This window comes from Bradyrhizobium sp. LVM 105 (genome assembly GCF_003957705.1).
Classification (GTDB): Bacteria; Pseudomonadota; Alphaproteobacteria; order Rhizobiales; family Xanthobacteraceae; genus Bradyrhizobium; species Bradyrhizobium frederickii.
The window spans coordinates 158,715-179,992 of sequence record NZ_QZMV01000009.1 but is presented as its reverse complement, the minus strand read 5'-3'; the positions used below and the strand labels follow the sequence as shown (position 1 = coordinate 179,992).

The following is a 21,278-nucleotide window of genomic DNA, read 5'->3' as shown; positions in this document are numbered from 1 at the left end:
CAAATGCCTGTCACGGGTGAGTGACCAAGCGTAACGCCACCGCCTCGCGCGCCGTCCTTTGGAGATCGAACACAAACGAGACGGAAAACGATCATGACTTTTTGGCGCAGCCTTTTCGTCGCCGCGAGCCTGCTGGCGGCTCCCATCAGCTTTGCCCATGCGCAGACGGTGAAGGCCAAGAACGTCGTGCTGGTGCACGGTGCCTGGGCCGACGGCTCCAGCTGGTCGGAGGTGATCCCGATCCTCCAGGCCGCAGGCCTGCATGTCACGGCTGTGCAGAATCCGCTGTCGTCGCTCAGCGATTCCGTCGAGGCGACCAAGCGCGCGCTGGCCGAGCAGGATGGTCCCACGGTGCTGGTCGCGCATTCCTGGGGCGGCACCGTGATCAGCCAGGTCGGCACCGATCCGAAAGTGACCGGGCTCGTCTATGTCGCCGCCCGGGCGCCCGATGCGAACGAGGATTTCGTCGCGCTGTCGAAGCAGTTTCCGACCGGCCCGGTGCGCGCCGGCATCGTCGAACGCGACGGTTACACCAAGCTCTCGGAAGACGCCTTCCTGAAGTACTTTGCCAATGGCGTGAAGCCTGAGCAGGCCAAGGAACTCTATGCCGTGCAATGGCCGACCGCGGCCTCGATCTTCGCCGGCCGCACCACGGAAGCGGCATGGCGCAGCAAGCCGAGCTGGTACGCTGTGTCGAAGAACGACTACACGATCAACCCCGATCTCGAGCGCTTCCTCGCCAAGCGCATGAACGCCACCACGATCGAACTCGATGCCGGCCATCTCTCGCTGGTGTCGCATCCGAAGCAGGTGGCGAATCTGATCCTGGAAGCCGCGGGGTATCCGCGGAGCTAGGGTGATCGCTGAAAATGCAAGAGCGCCCGAGATCTTCAGGCGCTCTTTGTTTTACTCAATCTCTCCCCAATGTCGTCCCCGCGAACGCGGGACCCATAACCCCAGGGAGTAGTTTGGCGAAGATTCTCAGTTCGGTACTCGCACCTCATCCCCACCGATCAATCACGCGGTATGGATCCCCGCGTTCGCGGGGATGACACCGTTGGTGAGGCCGACGCCGTCGCGCCAAACTCGCAGCGCTAATCGAGCCCCTGTGCGGCCGGCATGTCCTGGGTCGGCAGGATCGCCGGGGCAGGCTTGGCTTGGCCGACGGTCGGCGCGGCGCCTGCCGGAGCGGCCTCGACAGGCTTTGCCTGCACGGCAGCGGTCTGCTGTGCGGCAGCCTGCGGCGCTTGAACCTGCTGCGTCGCGGGCTTGGCCGCGGCAACCGGTGCCTCGCCGCGTCGTGGGGCGGCCTTGGGCAGCGGCACGGAGCGGCTCGCCACATGCGGGATCGCGGCTGGCGGGCGCGGCGGGCCGCTGCGGACCATGGTTGGCGGCGGCAGCGCGGTTTGCGGCCCGTAGTAAGGCGCGACCGCGCGCTCCTCATAGGTGGGCGCCATGCCGTAGGCGTCCGTGGCCGGCACGAAGCGGATGATCCGACCATCGCGGGCGTCGATCACGAGCCGGCCATCGTCGCCGCGGCGGTCGATCACCGCAATCGTGTAGACGCTGCCGCGCAGGCGCGGGATGCCGAGCGGCGAGAAGCCGTTGTCGCGCAGAACCGCATAGACCTCGGTGGCCGGCAACAGCGCAGGCGCCGGGCCGCGCTCCTCGTAGCCATAACCGTAGCCGTAACGTGGCGGCGGGGGTGACGCGGCTTCGCCCGGCACATACGGTCCGCCGAAATCCGACACCGCGACATAGCCCCCGCCCCCGATACCGCTGGCCGGAACTTGGGCCCGAACCGCGGTTGCAGCCAGCACCAGCGCGGCAGCGGCCACACATCCTGTGAAAAACTTCATGGTCGATACGCTCCTGTCAGGCCCCCGAATGTCTCGCGCTCTTTCGCTTCTTGCGGCGTGGCGCTCGGTTCGAAGGGCTGAGGCGAAGCTTCATTGGGGATTCCGGCGTCCACAGGGCCGGATCAGGGCGCGTTTCCTTCAAAACCGCGGCTGCGCAACTTTTGGAAAGCGATTGATTGACATTAGGGGAATCGGGACTTCCGCACGCTTGTGTGCTAGACAAAAATTTGGCAAGGTGATGGTTAGGACAGGAAGACTGTCTCAATTTTGCTCGCGATCCCGGCACAGGGATTGCAGCGAATCCTGGTGCTCTCGGGACCCAGGAAGGTGCCAGGCAAAGCCGTTCTCGGGGACGAAGAACGCCTAAGCCTGAATTTAAGAAAATGCGGCTCGCAAAGGACGAGCGGTGACCCAGAGGCGGGTGCCGCGGAACGCCCAAGGTGCGCCGAAGATAGCGGTGAGGCAGCTTGCCGCATGGAGAGGACAGGAACAATGAACGGGTCGCAATTCGAGCGCGCAAGCATCGTGGCAGAACAGCTGTCGGCGACGGCCGCCTCGAAAACGACCGATCCGATTCAGGAGCACAATTCGCGCCCCAAAGCCGAAGGCCTGTACGATCCGAGCCTCGAGAAGGACTCCTGCGGCGTCGGCTTCATCGCCAACATCAAGGGCAAGAAGTCGCACGAGATCGTCTCGGACGCGCTGAACATCCTCTGCAATCTCGAGCATCGTGGTGCCGTCGGCGCCGACCCGCGCGCCGGTGACGGCGCCGGCATTCTGGTGCAGATCCCGCACGCCTTCTTCAGCCGCAAGGCCAAGGAGCTCGGCTTCGCGCTGCCGGCGCCCGGCGAATACGCCATCGGCGCGCTGTTCATGCCGCGCGACACCGCCTGGCGCAACGTCATCAAGAGCATCATCGCCGACCAGATCAAGGAAGAGGGCCTGATCCTGCTCGGCTGGCGCGACGTGCCGACCGACAATTCCTCGCTCGGCGTCACGGTAAAGCCGACCGAGCCCGCCTGCATGCAGGTGTTCATCGGCCGCAACGGCACCGCCAAGACCGAGGACGAGTTCGAGCGCCGGCTCTACATCCTGCGCAAGTCGATCTCGCAGGCGATCTACCAGCGCCGCGACCGCGGGCTTGCGGGCTATTACCCGTGCTCGATGTCCTGCCGCACCGTGATCTACAAGGGCATGTTCCTCGCCGACCAGCTCGGCAAGTACTATCCCGATCTGCACGAGCAGGACTTCGAGAGTGCGCTCGCGCTCGTGCACCAGCGCTTCTCGACCAACACCTTCCCGGCCTGGTCGCTGGCGCACCCCTACCGCATGATCGCCCATAACGGCGAGATCAACACGCTGCGCGGCAACACCAACTGGATGGCGGCGCGGCAGGCTTCGGTGAGCTCCGAGCTGTACGGCAAGGACATCAACCGGCTCTGGCCGATCTCCTATGAAGGCCAGTCGGACACCGCCTGCTTCGACAACGCGCTCGAATTCCTGGTCCAGGGTGGCTACTCGCTGCCGCACGCCGTCATGATGATGATTCCGGAGGCGTGGGCCGGCAATCCGCTGATGGACGAGAAGCGCCGCGCCTTCTACGAATATCACGCCGCGCTGATGGAGCCGTGGGACGGCCCCGCCGCGATCGCCTTCACCGACGGCCGCCAGATCGGCGCCACGCTCGACCGCAACGGCCTCAGGCCCGCGCGCTACCTCGTCACCAAGGACGACCGCATCGTGATGGCGTCCGAGATGGGCGTGCTGACCATCCCTGAGGACCAGATCATCACCAAGTGGCGCTTGCAGCCCGGCAAGATGCTGCTGGTCGATCTCGAGCAGGGTCGCCTCATTCCCGACGACGAGATCAAGGCCGAGCTCGCCAGGAGCCATCCCTACAAGGAGTGGCTGGAGCGGACCCAGATCGTGCTGGAAGAGCTGCCGAAGGTCCCGACCACCGGCGTGCGCTCCAATCTGTCGCTGCTGGATCGCCAGCAGGCGTTCGGCTACAGCCAGGAAGACATCGCGATCCTGATGACGCCGATGGCGGCCACCGGCGAAGAGGCCGCGGGCTCGATGGGTAACGACACGCCGATCTCGGCGCTGTCGGACAAGGCCAAGCCGCTGTTCACCTACTTCAAGCAGAACTTCGCGCAGGTCACCAACCCGCCGATCGACCCGATCCGCGAGGAGCTGGTGATGAGCCTCGTCTCCATCATCGGACCGCGGCCGAACCTGTTCGACCTGCAGGGCATGGCCACCACCAAGCGTCTCGAAGTGCGTCAGCCGATCCTGACCGACGCGGACCTGGAAAAGATCCGCTCGATCTCGGACGTGGCCGACACCCACTTCAAGTCGCGCACGCTGGACACGACCTTCCACGCCGGTCTCGGCGCGGCGGGCATGGACCAGGTGCTGGACGAGCTCTGCGCGCGCGCCGAGAGCGCGGTGCGCGAGGGTGTCAACATCATCATCCTGTCCGACCGCATGGTCGGCACCGACCGGGTGCCGATCCCGTCGCTGCTGGCTTGTGCCTCGGTCCATCATCACCTGATCCGCACGGGTTTGCGCACCTCGGTCGGCCTCGTCGTCGAATCCGGCGAGCCGCGCGAAGTGCATCACTTCGCCTGTCTCGCGGGCTACGGCGCCGAGGCGATCAATCCTTACCTCGCGTTCGAAACCATCATCGCGATGAAGGATCGCCTGCCCGGCTCGCTCGACGACTACGAAATCGTCAAGCGCTACATCAAGTCGATCGGCAAGGGCTTGCTCAAGGTGATGTCCAAGATGGGCATCTCGACCTACCAGTCCTACTGCGGCGCTCAGATCTTCGACGCCGTCGGCCTCAAGGCCGACTTCGTCGCCAAGTTCTTTGCCGGCACCCACACCCGCGTCGAGGGCGTCGGCCTTGCCGAGATCGCCGAAGAAGCGGTGCGGCGTCATGCCGACGCGTTCGGCGAGGCACTGGTCTACAAGAACGCGCTCGATGTCGGCGGCGAATATGCCTATCGCAGCCGCGGCGAGGACCATGCCTGGACCGCCGAGTCGGTGTCGCTGTTGCAGCACGCCGCGCGCGGCAATTCACAGGAGCGCTACCGCGCCTTCGCCAAGATCCTCAACGAGCAGTCGGAGCGGCTCCTGACGCTGCGCGGCCTGTTCCGGATCAAGAACGCGGAGGAGGAGAAGCGCAAGCCGATCCCGCTCGACCAGGTCGAGCCGGCCAAGGACATCGTCAAGCGCTTCGCCACGGGTGCGATGAGCTTCGGCTCGATCTCGCGCGAGGCACACACCACGCTCGCGATCGCCATGAACCGGATCGGCGGCAAGTCGAACACCGGCGAAGGCGGCGAGGAAGCCGATCGCTTCAAGCCGATGCCGAACGGCGATTCCATGCGCTCGGCGATCAAGCAGGTGGCCTCGGGCCGCTTCGGCGTCACCACGGAGTATCTCGTCAACTCCGACATGATGCAGATCAAGATGGCGCAGGGTGCCAAGCCCGGCGAAGGCGGCCAGCTGCCCGGCCACAAGGTCGACGCGACCATCGCCAAGGTCCGGCACTCGACGCCGGGCGTCGGCCTGATCTCTCCGCCGCCGCACCACGACATCTACTCGATCGAGGATCTGGCGCAGCTGATCTACGACCTCAAGAACGTCAACCCGACCGGCGACGTCTCGGTCAAGCTGGTCTCCGAGATCGGCGTCGGCACGGTGGCGGCGGGCGTCGCGAAAGCGCGCGCCGACCATGTCACCATCGCAGGCTTCGAGGGCGGCACCGGCGCTTCGCCCCTGACCTCGATCAAGCATGCCGGCTCGCCTTGGGAGATCGGCCTCGCCGAAACCCATCAGACCCTGGTGCGCGAGCGGCTGCGCAGCCGCATCGTGGTCCAGGTCGACGGCGGCTTCCGCACCGGCCGTGACGTCGTGATCGGCGCGCTGCTGGGGGCCGACGAGTTCGGCTTCGCCACCGCGCCCTTGATCGCGGCCGGCTGCATCATGATGCGCAAGTGCCATCTCAACACCTGCCCGGTCGGCGTCGCCACCCAGGACCCCGTCCTGCGCAAGCGCTTCACCGGCCAGCCCGAGCACGTGATCAACTACTTCTTCTTCGTCGCGGAGGAAGTCCGCGAAATCATGGCCTCGCTCGGCTTCCGCACTTTCAACGAAATGATCGGCCAGGTGCAGTTGCTCGACCAGACCAAGCTGGTGGCGCATTGGAAGGCCAAGGGCCTCGACTTCTCCAAGCTGTTCGTCAAGCAGAAGGAAGAGAAGGGCCAGAAGATCTATCACTCCGAGCGCCAGAACCATCATCTGGAGGCGGTGCTCGACCGCTCGCTGATCGAGCAGGCCCAGCCTGCGCTCGACCGCGGCGCGCCGGTGAAGATCGAGGCCAACATCAACAGCACCAACCGCTCCGCGGGCGCGATGCTGTCCGGTGCCGTCGCCAAGATCTACGGCCATGCCGGCCTGCCGCACGACACCATCCATGTCAGCCTCAAGGGCACCGCCGGCCAGGCCTTCGGCGCCTGGCTCGCCCACGGCGTCACCTTCGAGCTCGAAGGCGAAGGCAACGACTATGTCGGCAAGGGCCTCTCGGGCGGCAAGATCATCGTCAAGCCGCCGCAGAACTCTGCAATCGTGCCGGAAGAGAGCATCATCGTCGGTAACACCGTGATGTACGGCGCGATCGCGGGCGAGTGCTACTTCCGCGGCATCGCCGGCGAGCGTTTTGCCGTGCGCAATTCGGGCGCGGTCGCCGTGGTCGAGGGCGCGGGCGATCATTGCTGCGAATACATGACCGGCGGCATCGTGGTCGTGCTCGGCAAGACCGGGCGCAACTTCGCGGCCGGCATGTCCGGCGGCATCGCCTATGTGCTCGACGAGACCGGCGACTTCGACAAGCTGTGCAACCTCAGCATGGTCGAGCTCGAGCCGGTGCTGTCCGAAGAGCTGATCAATGCCGGCACCTATCACCATGCCGGTGACCTCGAGTCGCACGGCCGGGTCGACGTGTTCAAGAACCTGCTCGCCTCCGACGTCGAGCGGTTGCACGTCCTGATCTCGCGCCACGCGAAAGCCACCGGCTCCAAGCGCGCCGCCGACATCCTTGCCAATTGGAAGGAATGGCTGCCCAAATTCCGCAAGGTGATGCCGGTCGAGTACCGGCGCGCGCTGCGCGAACTGGCCGCCAACGCGGACGCCGAGCCGAAAATCGCGATCGGGGCGTAAGAAAAAAGCCCTCATGGTGAGGAGCGCGCAGCGCGTCTCGAACCATGAGGTCACCATCCGGGCCTCTATCCTTCGAGACGCGGCGCGAAAAGCGCGCCGCTCCTCAGGAAGAGGAGTGAGAGAACAAACGACTAAGCGGCAGGGACTTCGGGTTTAATGGGCAAGATCACGGGTTTTCTCGAAATCGAACGGCGCGACCGCAAGTACACCCCGGTCGCCGAGCGCGTGAAGCATTACAAGGAATTCGTCGTTCCCCTCTCCGAGAAGGAGGTGCGCGACCAGGCCGCGCGCTGCATGAACTGCGGCATTCCCTATTGCCACGGCACCGGCTCGGTCGCGCCCGGCACGCCCGGCTGCCCGGTCAACAACCAGATCCCCGACTGGAACGACCTCGTCTATCAGGGCAATTGGGAAGAGGCCTCGCGCAATCTGCACTCCACCAACAATTTCCCGGAGTTCACGGGGCGAATTTGCCCGGCACCGTGCGAAGCCTCCTGCACGCTCAACATCGACGACAACCCGGTCACCATCAAGACCATCGAATGCGCCATCGTCGACCGCGCCTGGGACAATGGCTGGCTCAAGCCGGAGATCGCCGCCCAGAAGACCGGCAAGAAGGTCGCCGTGATCGGCGCAGGGCCAGCCGGCATGGCCTGCGCGCAGCAGCTCGCGCGCGCCGGTCACGACGTGCACGTCTACGAGAAGTACGCCAGGGCCGGCGGCCTGCTGCGCTACGGCATCCCCGACTTCAAGATGGAGAAGGACGTCATCGACCGCCGGGTCGCCCAGATGGAAGCCGAAGGCGTCACCTTCCATTACAACAGCCATGTCGGCGCGGACGGCAATGTCGATCCGCGCGAGATGCTCAACGAGTACGACGCGGTGGCGCTGACCGGCGGTGCGGAAGCCCCGCGCGACCTGCCGATCCCCGGCCGTGAGCTGTCCGGCATCCACTACGCCATGGATTTCCTGCCGCAGCAGAACCGCCGCGTCTCCGAGGAGCCGCTTGGCGACGTCCAGGAGATCCTGGCCGGCGGCAAGCACGTCGTCGTCATCGGCGGCGGCGATACCGGCTCCGATTGCATCGGCACCTCGCTGCGCCAGGGCGCGCTCTCCGTGACCCAGCTCGAGATCATGCCCGCCCCGCCCGAGCGCGAGAACAAGGGCCTGACCTGGCCGAACTGGCCGCTGAAGATGCGGACCTCCTCCAGCCAGGCCGAAGGCGCGGTGCGCGAATACGCCGTGCTGACGCAGAAGTTTTCCGGCGAGAACGGCCAGGTCAAGAAGCTGCACTGCGTGCACGTCGACGACAAGTTCAAGCCGATTGCCGGCACCGAGTTCGAGCTCGACGCCGATCTCGTCCTGCTCGCGATGGGCTTCGTCCATCCCGTGCACGAGGGCCTTTTGAAGCTGCTCTCGGTCGAGCTCGACCCGCGCGGCAACGTCAAGGCCAACACGCTGGACTACCAGACCTCGCGCCCCAACGTGTTTTCGGCCGGCGACATGCGCCGCGGCCAGTCGCTGGTGGTCTGGGCGATCCGCGAAGGCCGGCTGTGTGCGCGCTCGATCGATACGTTCCTGATGGGGAAGACGGATCTGCCGCGGTAATCCCAGTCATTCCGGGGCGCGCGAAGCGCGAGCCCGGAATCCATCTATCCACATACGCCGGCGCTCGATGGATTCCGGGTTCGCGCCAAATGGCGCGCCCCGGAATGACAATCGGAAAGGGCGGTGCCTCCGGCTTCGTCTAACGAGACGCGCAAGCAGGCGCTCCTAATTCTGCAGCCTTACGCCCACCATCACCACGGTCCCCTGCGAGCTCGAGCCCGGCTGGTTCGACTCCAGGATGTCGTGACGCAGCGTGCCCTTGACCCAGATGTTGCGGTTGAGCTTGTAGATCAGATTGCTCTCGAACGAGTAGGTCTTGTCGTTGCGGTTCTGGCCCTGGTAGTCGAGCGTGCCGTAGGTGAATTTGCCGATTGCGGTGAGCCAGCGGCGGAAGTCGTGGTCGACTTCGGCCGAATAGGTCCGCACCAGGACGCCGGAGGAGCCGGCGACCGTGGTCTCCGCGATCTGCGTGTCGGTGAAGAATTTCACCGTGGTGAGCCCGCTCGCATTCCAGATCAGCGAGCCCGAGGTGAGAAACCCTGCGAGCTGGCTGAGGCGCGGATCGGTGTAGTTGCGCGCGGAATAACCGACCGAGATCTCGCCGGTGAGGATGCGCGAGAACTCGAAGGACGAGCCGACCTTGGCGTAGCCGCCGTTTGAATCGCGGAAGTAGCCGTTGCGATCGGCGGCCTGATCGTGGACGCGGGTGTCGCCCTGGATCTCGACGAACGGCTTCAGCCCGGGCTTCAGATCGTAAGAGAAGCGCCCGACGCCGCCATACTGGTTGAAGTTACGGTCGTCGTTGCTGGAGGTCGCCCCGTCGGTAAGTTTCGAGTCCGTGTAGGCGGTGCGATCGACGGTGGCGCCGGCGGCGACCTGAAAGCGATTGAAGGTCTGGTCGAAGCCGACGGTCGTGCCATAGGCGGCGTAAACCGGATATTTCTGCAAGCCGGTCTGCACGTTCGGGCTGCCGGGATTGTCGGTGGCGAGGCGCAGGCGCAGCTGCGAGGTCAACTTGAGATCACGGGTGACGTCGAGCCGGCCGTCGACATGGCCGGTAAAGTCAGGACGATTGATCTCGACCGGCGACGGCGAGGCAGAACCGTTGATGGTCACCGGCATATTGTTGGTGTAGCCCGAGAACGAGCCGCGCAGGTCGGCGACCAGCGCGTGGCGCTCCCAGTCGGATACGACGAGGAGGTCGGGCGCGACCACATAGACCGGCGAACCGACCGGCTTGTTGAGACGCGCCGGATTGGTGTCGTAGCCGGTGGAGAGCTCCAGCCCGCCCTTGATCAGGAAGCTGCCGGCATAGTCGCCGACGGCGCCGAACGGATCGTCATCCGCCTTGAGGCGGCGGCGCAGCGGCTGGCCGGGCACGGTGCCCGCCATCGCCGCCGGCACGGGTGACTTGTTCGCGGAGGCGGATGGCGGCGGTGCAATCTTCGGCAGGCCGAGCGTGGACGGCGGCGGCGCTGTGGACGGCACCGGCGAGCCGGGACCGGCCGCGCGCTTCGGCTTCGGCTGGCCGGGATAGAGCTTGGATTGCTGTCGCTTGCGGTTGAGCGAGTCGTAGCCGGAGCCGCTCGCGCCGGCGGCGGCGGGAAGGCCATAGGTCGGGACCTGGCCGATGCGGGAGGCCGCCGGCCTCTCGCGGGCCTTGCGCGGATCGGCACTGGGATCGGGCAGCGCCGGCAACGCGTCCGACGGCGCCTGCGGCACGCCCGCCGTGCGGCGGGTCGGCAGCGTCTCGGGCGAGGCGAAGCCGCCGCGGTTGGGATTGAACAGATCGGGCGTGAGGCTCTGGGCGGCCGCGGGGGCATTTCCGAGCGTCGTCAGTGCAAGGCACGGCAAAGCCGCGCGCAGGAATTGCGCGCGTTTGCTCCGGCCGGTGCAGGGAGACGACCCCACGATGGAATAACTCCAACGAAATCAAACACTTTCACGATCGCACCCACCGGCTGGCGGGAACCATCGTTAATGGAGTTAAAACAATTATGGTTAATGACCCGTTGAGGGCCCTGGCGCGCGCGTCGCCTCCAGAGCCGCGGCGTGCTAATGAGGCGCCGACCGGGCGAATGCCCCCTCCTCCCTGGACCAGATTATGCCGAGCTCGAAACCGCTGATGACAGCATCATCCGGCCCCATCCCCGACAGCGTCGAATCCGCGCTCCGCACCCTGGAGACGGAGAGCGGCGGCATCAACGCGCTCGCAGCCGCCCTGCGCGGCCCGCTGGGCGAGACGTTTGCCAAGGCGGTCGACTTGATTCGCAACGCCAAGGGCCGCGTCATCGTCACCGGGCTCGGCAAGTCCGGCCATATGGGGCGCAAGATCGCCGCGACGCTGGCCTCGACCGGCACGCCCGCCTTCTTCGTGCACGCCGCCGAGGCCGGCCACGGCGACCTCGGCATGATCACCACCGACGACGTCATCATGGCGCTGTCCTGGTCCGGCGAGCAGCCGGAGATGAAGAACCTCGTGAACTATTCGGCGCGCTTCGCCATTCCGATGATCGCGGTGACGTCGAATGCGTCTTCGTCGCTGGGCCAGGCCGCCGACATCGTGATCGAGCTGCCGAAGGCGCGTGAGGCCTGCCCGCACAATCTGGCGCCGACCACCTCGACGCTGATGCAGGCGGCGATCGGCGACGCGCTCGCGATCGCGCTGCTCGAAGGCCGCGGCTTCACCGCGCTCGAGTTCGCGCATTTCCACCCCGGCGGCAAGCTGGGCGCGATGCTGAAATTCGTCCGCGACTACATGCGCACGGGCGCGGAAATCCCGGTCAAACGCCTGGGCACCGAGATGTCAGAAGCCGTGGTCGAGATGTCGGCCAAGGGCCTCGGCTGCGTCTGCATCGTCAACGCTGCGGGCGAGGCCGTCGGCATCATCACCGACGGCGACCTGCGCCGCAACATGCGGCCCGACCTGCTCTCGGCATCGGTCGACGACATCATGACCAGGCAGCCGAAGACGGTGCCGCCCTCGATGCTCGCCACCGAGATGATCGAGGTGCTGAACACCCGCAAGATCACGACGCTGGTCGTCACCGAGGCAGGCAAGGTGGTGGGCATCGTGCATCTGCACGACCTGCTGCGGGCGGGCGTGGCTTAAGGCGCGATCTCTCCCCGCGCCGTCATTCCGGGGCGCGCCCGCTTGGGCGCGAGCCCGGAATCCATTCATCTCCGAGGGCGCTGCACGATGGATTCCGGGCTCACGCTTCGCGTGCCCCGGAATGACGGCGGTTAGAGTGGCGCCGGAAACCGCGTCGCGTTCTCTTCCAGCGGCAACCGCAGCCCGTTCGCCAGATACGACACCGTGCGATAGAATCCGCACAGCAAAATGATCTCCAGGATCTGCGCCTCGTCGTAATGCGCCGAGAGCGCGGCGAATTCCTCGTCGGTGAACGTCGCACGGGCGTGCAGCGCGTCGACGGCCGCGATCAGGGCCTGCTCCGCCGCTGACCAGCAGGCCGACATCGCATCGCCTTGCACGGTCGCGCGCACCTCGTCCCCGGCGAGCTTCGCCGGCCCGGCGAAAACGGCGACATGCACGCCCCATTCGTATTCGCACTTGTTCAGCGCACAGGTGCGGTCGATGACGATCTCGCGCTGGCGCAGCGGGAGCGGGCCGGGATCGAGCAAGCCGCCGGCGCGAAACTTGTCCCAGGCACGGCCGTGACCCGCCATAACCCGGAACAGCAGCAGCGGTGGCGCGCCGCGCATGATGCGGTCGAACTGCGCCTGGATCTCCGGGGGATAAGGCGGGGTGAGCGGCGCAATGCGCGGCGTGGGTGGAGACATGAGCCGTCCTTCGTTGCTACAATTACCGTAGCATAACGCTACATTATCTGTAGCAAACCGCAAGAGGGTGACGATGGCCAAGAAGCCAGGCACGACGACGCCTCGGGTGCGGGGATCGCGCAGCGGACGGCCGATCATGGCGCTGCTGGATCTGCTCGGCCGGCGCTGGAGCCTGCGGATATTGTGGGAGTTGCGCGGCGAGCCACTCACCTCCCGCGCATTGCGCAGCGCCTGCGACGAGGCCTCGCCGACGGTGCTGCAGGCACGGCTGACGGAGCTGCGCGAGGCGGGGTTCGTCGAGCTTGGCGAAGGTGGAGGTTACGGACTGACGCCGCTCGGGCGGGACTTGTGCGAGACGTTCATGCCGCTGCACCGGTTTGCGGAGAGGTGGAAGGCCCTTTCGCCCTCTCCCCGCTTGCGGGGTCGCGACGAGCGTCGCTCGCGCGGAGAGGGTCGGGGTGAGGGGGAGCCTCCGCGGAGACGGTGAGAGACGGACTCGCTGAGAGTCCCCCTCACCCGGATTGCATCTGCGATGCAATCCGGCCTCTCCCCGCAAGCGGGGAGAGGCGAAGAGAGCTACGCCGCCGCGACCGTCAGATTGGCACCGTCCACCTGCACCACCTTCACCCGCGTTCCGGCGGGCGTGTCGGGGCCCGCCACGCGCCAAACCGTGTCGCCGATGCGCATGGTGCCGCTGCCGTCGATGATCGGCTTCTCCAGCGTGAACTCACGCCCGAGCAAGGCCTCGGCGCGCTTGTTGAGGAAGGGGCTGGCGCCCGCATCCGGCTGCGGCCGGGCCAGGCGGCGCCACACCGGCACGGCGGCGGCGGCAAATACCGCGAACATCACCAGCTGCAGCTGCCAGGACGTGGTCACGGCGAACGAGATCAACCCCACCAGCAACGCGGCGAGCCCAAGCCAGAGCAGGAATATGCCCGGCGCCAGCACCTCCAGCGCCATCAGGACGAAGCCGAAGATCAGCCAGTTCCAGGTGCCGAGCGATACGAGCATGTCGGTCATGATAGACCTTCCATCATTGGCGCAGGCCCTAGCAAAGGGTCATGCGCCGGTGACTATCCCTGCCGCGGCGGCACCGCCGGCGGCGTGCTGCCGGTCGGCGGGACTGAGCCGGGGCGGCGAGCGGCGGCGGACCCAGAGGCCGCGCTCTCGCCGAACGTCGCCTTGGCGATCTCGCCGATGCCGGCGAGCGAACCGAGCATACTCGTGGCCTCGATCGGCAGCATGATGATCTTCTGGTTCGGCGCGTCCGCGAACTGGCCGAATGCCTTGATATATTTGTCGGCGATGAAATAGTTCAACGCCGCGACGTCGCCCTTGGCAATGGCCTCGCTCACCATCTGCGTGGCCTTCGCTTCAGCCTCCGCCGAACGCTCGCGTGCCTCGGCGTCGCGGAACGCAGCCTCCTTGCGGCCTTCGGCCTGCAGGATCTGGCCCTGCTTGGCGCCCTCGGCGCGCAGGATCTCGGACTGGCGCTGGCCTTCGGCGGCCAAGATGTCGGCGCGCTTGACGCGCTCGGCCTTCATCTGCCGGCCCATGGCCTCGACGAGGTCGGCGGGCGGCACGATATCCTTGATCTCGATGCGGTTGACCTTGAGGCCCCAGGGCGAGACCGCGGCATCGACGACGCGCAGCAGGCGCTCGTTGATCTCGTCGCGATGCGACAGCACCTGGTCGAGATCCATCGCGCCCATCACCGAACGGATGTTGGTCATGGTCAGCACGGTGATGGCCTGCGTCAGGTTGGAGACCTCGTAGCTCGCTTTCGCGGCGTCGAACACCTGGTAGAAGGCGACGCCGTCCACCGTCACGGTGGCGTTGTCCTTGGTGATCACCTCCTGCTCGGGAATGTCGATCACCTGCTCCATCATGTTGATCTTGCGCCCGACGCGATCGAAATAGGGCACGATCAAATTGAGGCCGGGGCTCAGCGTCTGCGTGTATTTGCCAAACCGCTCGATGGTCCAGTCATAGCCCTGCGGCACCGTCTTCACGCCGGCCACCAGCGTGACGATGACGAGCAAGACGAGAACAATCGCGAAAATGTCGAAACCGCTCATATTTCCTCCAAGGCAGGAAAGGCCTTTCCCGCGCTGTCATTGGTCGGGAACACGACCTTACCGGTTCAGCGGTCGCGCGTAACGTCGGCATCAGCGCAAATCTGCACAAGGCGGACGGAGCGGAATCGCGACGATCATGTATTTGGAGGGAGGCTCTTGAAGGATGCGGGAGCGAGCCTAGCGGCAAAGGTTAATATTGCGGTGCAGGCGCCTGTCATATCCAGCCCTGCAGCTCGCGCAACACCAGGCTGCGGATCACGTCCATGCCGGGCTGGCTGTCGTTGAGGCAGGGAATCGCTGAAAACTCTTCGCCGCCATTGTGCTTGAAGATCTCGGCGTTCTCCTGCGCGATCTCCTCCAGCGTTTCCAGGCAGTCGGCGGAAAAGCCCGGCGTCACCACCGCGATGCGACGCACGCCTTCCTTCGCGAGCCGCTCCATGGTCTTGTCGGTATAGGGCTGGAGCCACTCGGCATTGCCGAAGCGCGACTGGAAGGTCAGCAGCAGCTTCGTCTCGTCCATGCCGAGCCGGCGGCGCAGCGCCTCGGTGGTGGCGATGCAGTGCTGCTGATAGGGATCGCCCTTCTCGACATAGGATTTCGGCATGCCGTGGAAGGACGCAACGATCAGCTCGGGCTTGAACGGCAGGCTCGCCAGATGCGTCTCGATCGAGCTCGCGAGCGCCTCGATATAGGCCGCGTCCTCATAATAAGGCGGCGTCACCCGCAGCGTCGGCTGGTTGCGCAGGCGGGCGAGCACGCGGAACACTTCGTCGCAGACGGTCGCCGAGGTCGAGGCGGAGTATTGCGGATAGAGCGGCACGGCGAGGATACGCTCGCAGCCCTTCGCGATCAGCGCGTCGATGCCGGACTTGATCGAGGGATTGCCGTAGCGCATCGCCCAGTCCACCACGACGTGGGCACAGTCCGACAGTGCCGCGGCGAGCTTGTCGGCTTGCGACCGCGTGATGGTCTTCAGCGGCGATTCATTCTTCTCGGTGTTCCAGATCTTCTGGTAGTCGAGCGCCTTGGTGCGGGGACGGCTGCGCAGGATGATGCCGTTCAGCACGGCTTTCCAGATCAGGCCCTGGTCCTCGATGACGCGGGCGTCACTGAGGAACTCCTTCAGATAGACCCGCACGCCTGGCGCATCGGCGGTGTCGGGCGTGCCGAGATTGACAAGGAGCACGCCGACACGCGGCAGGGCGGATTGGGCGGCTGGTTTTCCGGTCTCGATGGGGACGACACTGGTCATGCCTGTGTGGGTCGCGCGTTGGTCCGAACTTGTCAAGATGAGGCCGATTTCGTTAGGGTCGCACCCAGGCCGAGGAACGACGATGACACTCGCGGAATGGTGCGTCTTTGGAGCGCTGCTGCTCTATCTGTCTACGATCGCCGCGGTCAAATGGATCAGGTTTCGGCGCTTCGACAATTCCCGGCCGCGCGACCCCGCCTTCTATGAGGACCCCCTCTCGCAGCGCGCGCTCGGTGCGCACCAGAATGGCATCGAGACCTTCCCGTTCTTCGCCTTTGCGGTGCTGCTCGCCGAATACCGGGATTCGCCGCAGCGGTTGATCGACGAGCTCGCGGCCCTCTTCCTCATCGTCCGCCTCGCCTATGTGCTGACCTATCTCGGCAACCGACCGACGCTACGCTCGATCCTCTGGACCGTCGGCTTTGCGATCAATCTCGGGATCTTCTTCATGCCGGCCTTGAAGCGGTTCCTGCCGGTGTGAGGTCTCTCGCCGCCGTGTCCCGGACGCGGTGCAGCGCCCTTGCGCTGCTCCGCAGAGCCGGGACCCAGAGGCCACCGCTGCTTGCGGAAAGTTGGGCCCCGGCTCTGCAGCCCACCGTCCAAGAGACGCTGCGCTGCGTCCGGGGCACGAGAATTCAGCTCAGAAACACGTGGTCCGCTCAGCCGCGATGTAGCCGAACAGCAGGCCCGCGCCGAACAGCAGCACGACGCCGGCGGCGGCGAATTCGATGCCGCGCATGAACAGCGCGCCGCCGCCGTCGCGCCCGGCGCTGAGGCGCGCGGCGATGTCCTTGGCGGAGACGGCGACGACCGCGATCGCCGCAACCGTGATCGCGGTGCCAAGCCCCATCAGGAGGGTCGCGGCGATGCCGGCCCAGAACAGGCCCTGGGCGAGCGCGAAGACCAGCACCAGGATGGCGCCCGAGCAGGGACGGATGCCGACGGTGAGGATCGCGGCAAAGCCGCGCCGCCATCCGCCGGGGCCGGCGAGCTCGCTCGGCGTGGGACCGTGGGAATGGCCGCAATGCTCGTCATGGATATGGTCATGTCCGTGATGGGCATGGACATGCCCATGGCCGTGATCGTGGTGATGGTGATCATGGCCGTGACCGTGATGATCGTGAGCATCATGATGATGGTGATGATCATGATGGTGCGGCACACCGGCGATCGCCGGCACCGGCTGGGCCGCCTGTAGCGCCCGGATGAAGGTACGGCCCTTGATCCAGACCAGGCGCAGTCCGAACAGCGCAATCAGGGCATAGCTCGCGATCTCGATCACCCCTTCCGCCTTGCACATGGTCTTCGCGGTCGCATTCAGCACCCAGGCCGAGATGCCGACGATGAGGATCGCCACCAGCGACTGCATCAGCGCCGAGGCAAACGACAGCGCGATGCCACGACGAGCGGTCTCGCGGTTGGCGACGAGATAGGAGGCGATCACGGCCTTGCCGTGGCCGGGGCCGGCGGCGTGGAAGATGCCGTAAGCGAACGAGATGAAGAGCAGCGTCCATACCGCCGAGCCATCGGATTTCGCGGCGCGGATTGTCGACGACATCTGCCGATAGAATTCCGATTGCTTTGCCAGCAGCCAGCCGATGATGCCGCTGGCCTCGGGCTCGGCCGCCTGCGCCGGGCGCGGCGCGCCGAACGGATTCTGCGCGAGGACATCGTGGAGCGCGGCATCGGCCACGCTGACCGCCAGCAGGACGGCCGCGCCGGCGAGCAGCCCGCGCGCGAGCGGAGGGAGTTGCGGCTTCAAGGGCAATCCACCGTGATCTTGTTGGCGAACATCATGCCGAAATTCGAGTTCTCGCCGTTCAGGAAGGTCTGCTCGTTCAGCTTCTGCGCGCTCGCGGTACCGTCATTCGGTCGCTCGAGCTTCATCTGGCAGCCGGCGGGCGCACCGACCAGCTTGACCGGGTTGCCCTTGGCCATCTGGAAGTCGATGAAGAAAGAGCGGTCGAACACTTCGAGCACCAGCTGCCTTGGCTTGACCGGATTCTTCAGCGGCAGCGTGAAGTGCAGGGTCAGCACGGTGTCCTTGTAGTCGAGGAAGTAGTCGACCGGCTCCTGGAATCGCTCCTTCTTGCCGTCCGCTCGCGCGAAGGTGAAGTAGGCATATTCCTTCAGCGACTCGACATTGGTCTGCGCCAGCGGCCCGAGCTCCTCGCGGGTATAGGCGCCCTTGGTCTTGCTCTCGAGCCCCTGCACCGCATAGGCCGAGAACATGTCGTCAAAGGTCCAGGCGTGGCGGACGCCGGTGATCGTGCCGTCCGCAGCATAAAGCAGCTCGCTGGTGGCGGTGATCCAGACATGCGGATGCGCGCTCGCCGCGCCGGCGGCGAGCGACAGGCCAGCGGCGAGCAGCAGTCCGAGCAGGCGGCGCATCGTGCCCATCAGGCAGCCTTGGCGTTGTCGAGCAGGCCCCGCCGGCGCAGCAGCGCATCGGGTTCCGGCGGGCGGCCGCGGAAGGCCTCATAGGCGGCTTCCGGATCGAGCGATCCGCCGGAGGCGTAGATGTCGTCGTGCAGGCGTTTTGCCACCGCGGGATCGAAGATGTCCCCGGCCTCCTCGAAGGCGCCGAAGGCGTCGGCATCCATCACCTCCGACCACATGTAGCTGTAATAGCCGGCGGCGTAATGATCGCCGGTGAAGATGTGGCCGAACTGCGTGGGCCGGTGACGCAGCGCGATCTCTTCGGGCATGCCGATCTTCTCCAGCTCGCGTCGCTCGAACGCGCGGACATCCTGCGCGGCGGCGGCCGGCTGGGTGTGGAATTCGAGGTCGATCAGCGCCGAGGAGACGAACTCGACGGTGGCAAAGCCCTGGTTGAATTTGCGCGCGGCAAGGAAGCGCTGGAGCAGGTCGTCCGGCAGCGGCTCGCCGGTCCGGTAGTGGCGGGCGAACTTCTGCAGCACCTCGGGCCGCTCCTGCCAGTGCTCATAGAGTTGCGACGGCAGCTCGACGAAGTCGGTGAACACGGAGGTGCCCGACAGCGACGGATAGGTCACGTTGGAGAGCATGCCGTGCAGGCCGTGGCCGAACTCGTGGAACAGGGTGCGGGCATCGTCGGGCGACAGCAGCGAGGGCTCGCCGTCGGCGCCCTTGGCGAAGTTGCAGATGTTGAGAACCAGCGGCGCGACGTCGCCGTCGAGCTTCTGCTGGTCGCGCAGCGAGGTCATCCAGGCGCCGGAGCGCTTCGACGGGCGGGCGAAGTAGTCGCCGTAGAACAGCGCCTTGTGCTTGCCGTCCCTGTCCTTCATCTCCCAGACCCGGACGTCGGGGTGCCAAACCGGAACGTCCTTGCGCTCCTCGAAGGTGACGCCGAACAGCCGCGTGGCGCAGTCGAAGGCGGCGGCGATCATGTTGTCGAGCGCGAGGTATGGCTTGATCGCGGAATCGTCGAAATTGGCGCGCTGAAGGCGCAGCTTTTCGGCATAGAAGCGCCAGTCCCAGGGGGAGAGCTTGAAATTGCCGCCCTCCGCCGTGATCAGCGCCTGCATCTCGTCGCGATCGGCGAGCGCACGCGCCCGGGCCGGCTTCCAGACCCGCTCCAACAGGCCCCGCACCGCGTCCGGCGTCTTGGCCATGGAATCCTCGAGCCGGTAGGCGGCGTAGGTCGGATAGCCCAGGAGGTTCGCGCTCTCCTCGCGCAGCTTCAGGATCTCGACGATGGTTTCGTTGTTGTCGTTGGCATTGCCATTGTCGCCGCGGGCGATGAAGGCCTTGTAGACCTTCTCGCGCAGGTCGCGCCGGGCCGAGCTCTTCAGGAACTGTTCGACCGAGGAACGCGACAGCGTGACGATGGCCTTGCCGTCCATGCCGCGCTCTTCCGCCGCAGCCTTGGCGGCGGCGACGAAGCTCTCCGGCAGGCCCTGGCGGTCGGCCTCGCCCAACTCCATGACCCAGTCCTGCTCGTCGCCAAGCAGATGATGGCTGAAGCCGGTGCCGAGCTGGGCGAGCCTCTCGTTGATCTCGGCCATCCGGGCCTTGGCATCCTCGGACAGGCCGGCGCCAGCGCGGTGGAAGCGGGTATAGGTGCGCTCCAAGAGGCGGAGCTGCTCGGGCGAAAGACCAAGATCGGTGCGGTTCTCGTGCAGCTGGGCGATGCGACCAAACAGCACGGCGTTCATCATGATCGGATTCCAGTGCCGCGCCATCCGCAAGGAGACATCCTTGTCGATCTCCAGGATGGCCGGATTGGAATGCGCCGAGACCAAGTCGTAGAACACCGCCGCGACCTTGCTCAGCAGCTTGCCGGAGCGCTCCAGCGCCGTGATGGTGTTGGCGAAGTCGGGCGCGGCCGGATCGTTGGTGATCGCCGCGATCTCGGCGGAGTGGTCGGCGAAGGCCTGCTCGAACGCCGGCAGGAAGTGCTCCGGCTTGATCTCGTCGAAGGGCGGGGTCGCAAACGTCGTCACCCAGGCCTTCAGCAGCGGATTGGTCTCGGAGTCCGTAGTTTGGCGGGGGTCTGACATTGCAAGTCCCGGTTTTCATGGCTCGATTGTTGCGGCCAGCTATAGCACGCGATGGGGCTTTTTTGGGCCATTTGGCCTTGCTCCCGGCCGCCTTTTCGGGGAGATTGCGGCCCTCGATGGACCACGGACCCCTTAAGCTCATGAACGCGCCTTCCTCGTCTTCCCGTCAGATCGTCTGGCCCAGCGTCATCACCGTCATCAGCGCCGCCATCCTGATCGGCGCCGAAGTGTTCGGCGCGGCGTTCGCCGGCGGCTGGGCGCTCGCGATCCTGTTCGGGCTCGGCGACCAGGGCGCGCACATCCTGCAGGCCGTGCTGTTTGCACTCGGCGTGCTCGTGATGACGGCCTTCATCCGCGCGGCTCAGCGCGTCGAGCCCTTCACGAAGCGCGGCTGACGCCTCTCGCGCGCGAGAGACGCGCGCGCTGCCACGAAAAACTTAACGCCCGTTCATCTTCCGCGTCGCTCGCGCAACACTGCGCAAGCAGACGTTAGGCAATTCTGTTCGCAGCCTAAAAAAATTCTTGCGAAGCCGAGTCAAAACACTTATGTGCGGACTTGCCCAATTTCGCACGTGCCTGTGGTCGTGTGTCAGTCGGTAGGTATCCGGACAAGAGGCCGGACAGCCGCCAAGGGGTGAAGAAGCCGAGGGGCTCTTCGGAAGTGCGGAAGTCGGAAGGCCGAGGTCGCAAGACGCGAAGGTCGGACGACGAAGCAAACCCGGAGTGCCCAGCATCTCTCTCAAAGAGATGCCTTGTCGAAGGTGACTTCGCTCTTTGCAACCGTGACTGGCAGCCGGAGGCGAACCGGCGCACCCCGCTCTCAACGGGGGACGCGACTTAAAGCAACGACGGATCGGGCTTTTTTGGTCTCTACCGGCAGTCCAACGCCGGCGCGGGCTACTGAAAAGGCTTGTCCTTCATTGCCAGGTGTGCGGGCGGGAATACTCCCAACCAATCCACGGCAGCACAGTCT

At 65.7% G+C, this 21,278-nt stretch carries 16 protein-coding genes; 7 read left to right on the top strand and 9 right to left on the bottom strand.

Annotated features, from left to right (window positions below):
- Positions 1-93 precede the first annotated feature (93 nt).
- Complete coding sequence (locus D6B98_RS24490) at positions 94-855, top strand: alpha/beta fold hydrolase (RefSeq protein ID WP_126259455.1); 762 nt, start codon at positions 94-96, stop codon at positions 853-855.
- 239 nt (positions 856-1,094) lie between these two features.
- On the opposite strand, the gene D6B98_RS24485 is transcribed toward D6B98_RS24490, so the two are convergent.
- A complete protein-coding gene (locus D6B98_RS24485) occupies positions 1,095-1,859 on the bottom strand; it encodes a hypothetical protein (protein WP_126259454.1) in 765 nt (254 codons plus the stop codon).
- A 492-nt stretch (positions 1,860-2,351) separates the two neighbouring features.
- Between D6B98_RS24485 and gltB the strand changes: the two genes are divergently transcribed.
- Together gltB and D6B98_RS24475 are read left to right on the top strand one after the other, a co-directional pair.
- A complete protein-coding gene (gltB, locus tag D6B98_RS24480; protein ID WP_126259453.1) occupies positions 2,352-7,085 on the top strand; it encodes a glutamate synthase large subunit in 4,734 nt (1,577 codons plus the stop codon).
- 156 nt (positions 7,086-7,241) lie between these two features.
- Positions 7,242-8,693 carry a glutamate synthase subunit beta gene (locus tag D6B98_RS24475; RefSeq protein WP_126259452.1) on the top strand — a complete coding sequence of 484 codons (1,452 nt, stop codon included), beginning with the start codon at positions 7,242-7,244 and terminating at the stop codon, positions 8,691-8,693.
- Between the two features lie 165 nt (positions 8,694-8,858).
- Here the strand turns inward: D6B98_RS24475 and D6B98_RS24470 are convergent, their stop codons facing one another.
- Positions 8,859-10,604, bottom strand: a complete 1,746-nt coding sequence (locus tag D6B98_RS24470; protein ID WP_126259451.1) for an outer membrane beta-barrel protein — start codon at positions 10,602-10,604, stop codon at positions 8,859-8,861.
- 193 nt (positions 10,605-10,797) lie between these two features.
- On the opposite strand from D6B98_RS24470, the gene D6B98_RS24465 reads away from it, so the two are divergent.
- Positions 10,798-11,805 (top strand): KpsF/GutQ family sugar-phosphate isomerase, encoded by a 1,008-nt coding sequence (locus D6B98_RS24465; protein WP_126259450.1) that lies wholly within the window; start codon positions 10,798-10,800, stop codon positions 11,803-11,805.
- A 131-nt stretch (positions 11,806-11,936) separates the two neighbouring features.
- On the opposite strand, the gene D6B98_RS24460 is transcribed toward D6B98_RS24465, so the two are convergent.
- On the bottom strand, positions 11,937-12,494 hold the full coding sequence (locus D6B98_RS24460) for a carboxymuconolactone decarboxylase family protein (RefSeq protein ID WP_126259449.1): 558 nt from the start codon (positions 12,492-12,494) through the stop codon (positions 11,937-11,939).
- Positions 12,495-12,567: 73 nt separating this feature from the next.
- Here D6B98_RS24460 and D6B98_RS24455 point away from each other — a divergent pair, with 73 nt between their 5' ends.
- Positions 12,568-12,981 (top strand): winged helix-turn-helix transcriptional regulator, encoded by a 414-nt coding sequence (locus tag D6B98_RS24455; protein WP_126259448.1) that lies wholly within the window; start codon positions 12,568-12,570, stop codon positions 12,979-12,981.
- Between the two features lie 89 nt (positions 12,982-13,070).
- On the opposite strand, the gene D6B98_RS24450 is transcribed toward D6B98_RS24455, so the two are convergent.
- From D6B98_RS24450 to hemH, 3 genes are all read right to left on the bottom strand, one after another.
- The gene (locus D6B98_RS24450; RefSeq protein WP_126259447.1) at positions 13,071-13,514 is read right to left on the bottom strand and encodes an NfeD family protein; all 444 of its coding nucleotides are present in this window, start codon (positions 13,512-13,514) and stop codon (positions 13,071-13,073) included.
- A 53-nt stretch (positions 13,515-13,567) separates the two neighbouring features.
- Positions 13,568-14,572 carry an SPFH domain-containing protein gene (locus D6B98_RS24445; RefSeq protein WP_126259446.1) on the bottom strand — a complete coding sequence of 335 codons (1,005 nt, stop codon included), beginning with the start codon at positions 14,570-14,572 and terminating at the stop codon, positions 13,568-13,570.
- Between the two features lie 214 nt (positions 14,573-14,786).
- A complete protein-coding gene (hemH, locus tag D6B98_RS24440; protein WP_126259445.1) occupies positions 14,787-15,824 on the bottom strand; it encodes a ferrochelatase in 1,038 nt (345 codons plus the stop codon).
- An 82-nt stretch (positions 15,825-15,906) separates the two neighbouring features.
- Between hemH and D6B98_RS24435 the strand changes: the two genes are divergently transcribed.
- A complete protein-coding gene (locus D6B98_RS24435) occupies positions 15,907-16,305 on the top strand; it encodes an MAPEG family protein (protein WP_126259444.1) in 399 nt (132 codons plus the stop codon).
- 159 nt (positions 16,306-16,464) lie between these two features.
- On the opposite strand, the gene D6B98_RS24425 is transcribed toward D6B98_RS24435, so the two are convergent.
- From D6B98_RS24425 to D6B98_RS24415, 3 genes are read right to left on the bottom strand one after another with little or no spacing between them, the layout of a single operon-like run.
- Positions 16,465-17,586 (bottom strand): nickel/cobalt transporter, encoded by a 1,122-nt coding sequence (locus D6B98_RS24425; protein ID WP_205680524.1) that lies wholly within the window; start codon positions 17,584-17,586, stop codon positions 16,465-16,467.
- Positions 17,583-18,215 carry a DUF1007 family protein gene (locus D6B98_RS24420; protein ID WP_430644587.1) on the bottom strand — a complete coding sequence of 211 codons (633 nt, stop codon included), beginning with the start codon at positions 18,213-18,215 and terminating at the stop codon, positions 17,583-17,585. The genes D6B98_RS24425 and D6B98_RS24420 overlap by 4 nt, the downstream gene beginning before the upstream one ends.
- Before the next feature lie 8 nt (positions 18,216-18,223).
- Positions 18,224-20,305 carry a M3 family metallopeptidase gene (locus tag D6B98_RS24415; RefSeq protein ID WP_126259441.1) on the bottom strand — a complete coding sequence of 694 codons (2,082 nt, stop codon included), beginning with the start codon at positions 20,303-20,305 and terminating at the stop codon, positions 18,224-18,226.
- A gap of 140 nt (positions 20,306-20,445) precedes the next feature.
- Here D6B98_RS24415 and D6B98_RS24410 point away from each other — a divergent pair, with 140 nt between their 5' ends.
- Positions 20,446-20,700 carry a hypothetical protein gene (locus D6B98_RS24410; RefSeq protein ID WP_045004054.1) on the top strand — a complete coding sequence of 85 codons (255 nt, stop codon included), beginning with the start codon at positions 20,446-20,448 and terminating at the stop codon, positions 20,698-20,700.
- Positions 20,701-21,278: the final 578 nt, after the last annotated feature.

Bases quoted from the DNA above. Each gene is read 5' to 3' on its own strand.
- D6B98_RS24490 (WP_126259455.1), top strand. From the start codon at position 94: ATGACTTTTTGGCGCAGCCTTTTCGTCGCCGCGAGCCTGCTGGCGGCT.
- D6B98_RS24485 (WP_126259454.1), bottom strand. From the start codon at position 1,859: ATGAAGTTTTTCACAGGATGTGTGGCCGCTGCCGCGCTGGTGCTGGCT.
- gltB (WP_126259453.1), top strand. From the start codon at position 2,352: ATGAACGGGTCGCAATTCGAGCGCGCAAGCATCGTGGCAGAACAGCTG.
- D6B98_RS24475 (WP_126259452.1), top strand. From the start codon at position 7,242: ATGGGCAAGATCACGGGTTTTCTCGAAATCGAACGGCGCGACCGCAAG.
- D6B98_RS24465 (WP_126259450.1), top strand. From the start codon at position 10,798: ATGCCGAGCTCGAAACCGCTGATGACAGCATCATCCGGCCCCATCCCC.
- D6B98_RS24460 (WP_126259449.1), bottom strand. From the start codon at position 12,494: ATGTCTCCACCCACGCCGCGCATTGCGCCGCTCACCCCGCCTTATCCC.
- D6B98_RS24455 (WP_126259448.1), top strand. From the start codon at position 12,568: ATGGCCAAGAAGCCAGGCACGACGACGCCTCGGGTGCGGGGATCGCGC.
- D6B98_RS24450 (WP_126259447.1), bottom strand. From the start codon at position 13,514: ATGACCGACATGCTCGTATCGCTCGGCACCTGGAACTGGCTGATCTTC.
- D6B98_RS24445 (WP_126259446.1), bottom strand. From the start codon at position 14,572: ATGAGCGGTTTCGACATTTTCGCGATTGTTCTCGTCTTGCTCGTCATC.
- hemH (WP_126259445.1), bottom strand. From the start codon at position 15,824: ATGACCAGTGTCGTCCCCATCGAGACCGGAAAACCAGCCGCCCAATCC.
- D6B98_RS24435 (WP_126259444.1), top strand. From the start codon at position 15,907: ATGACACTCGCGGAATGGTGCGTCTTTGGAGCGCTGCTGCTCTATCTG.
- D6B98_RS24420 (WP_430644587.1), bottom strand. From the start codon at position 18,215: ATGCGCCGCCTGCTCGGACTGCTGCTCGCCGCTGGCCTGTCGCTCGCC.
- D6B98_RS24415 (WP_126259441.1), bottom strand. From the start codon at position 20,305: ATGTCAGACCCCCGCCAAACTACGGACTCCGAGACCAATCCGCTGCTG.
- D6B98_RS24410 (WP_045004054.1), top strand. From the start codon at position 20,446: ATGAACGCGCCTTCCTCGTCTTCCCGTCAGATCGTCTGGCCCAGCGTC.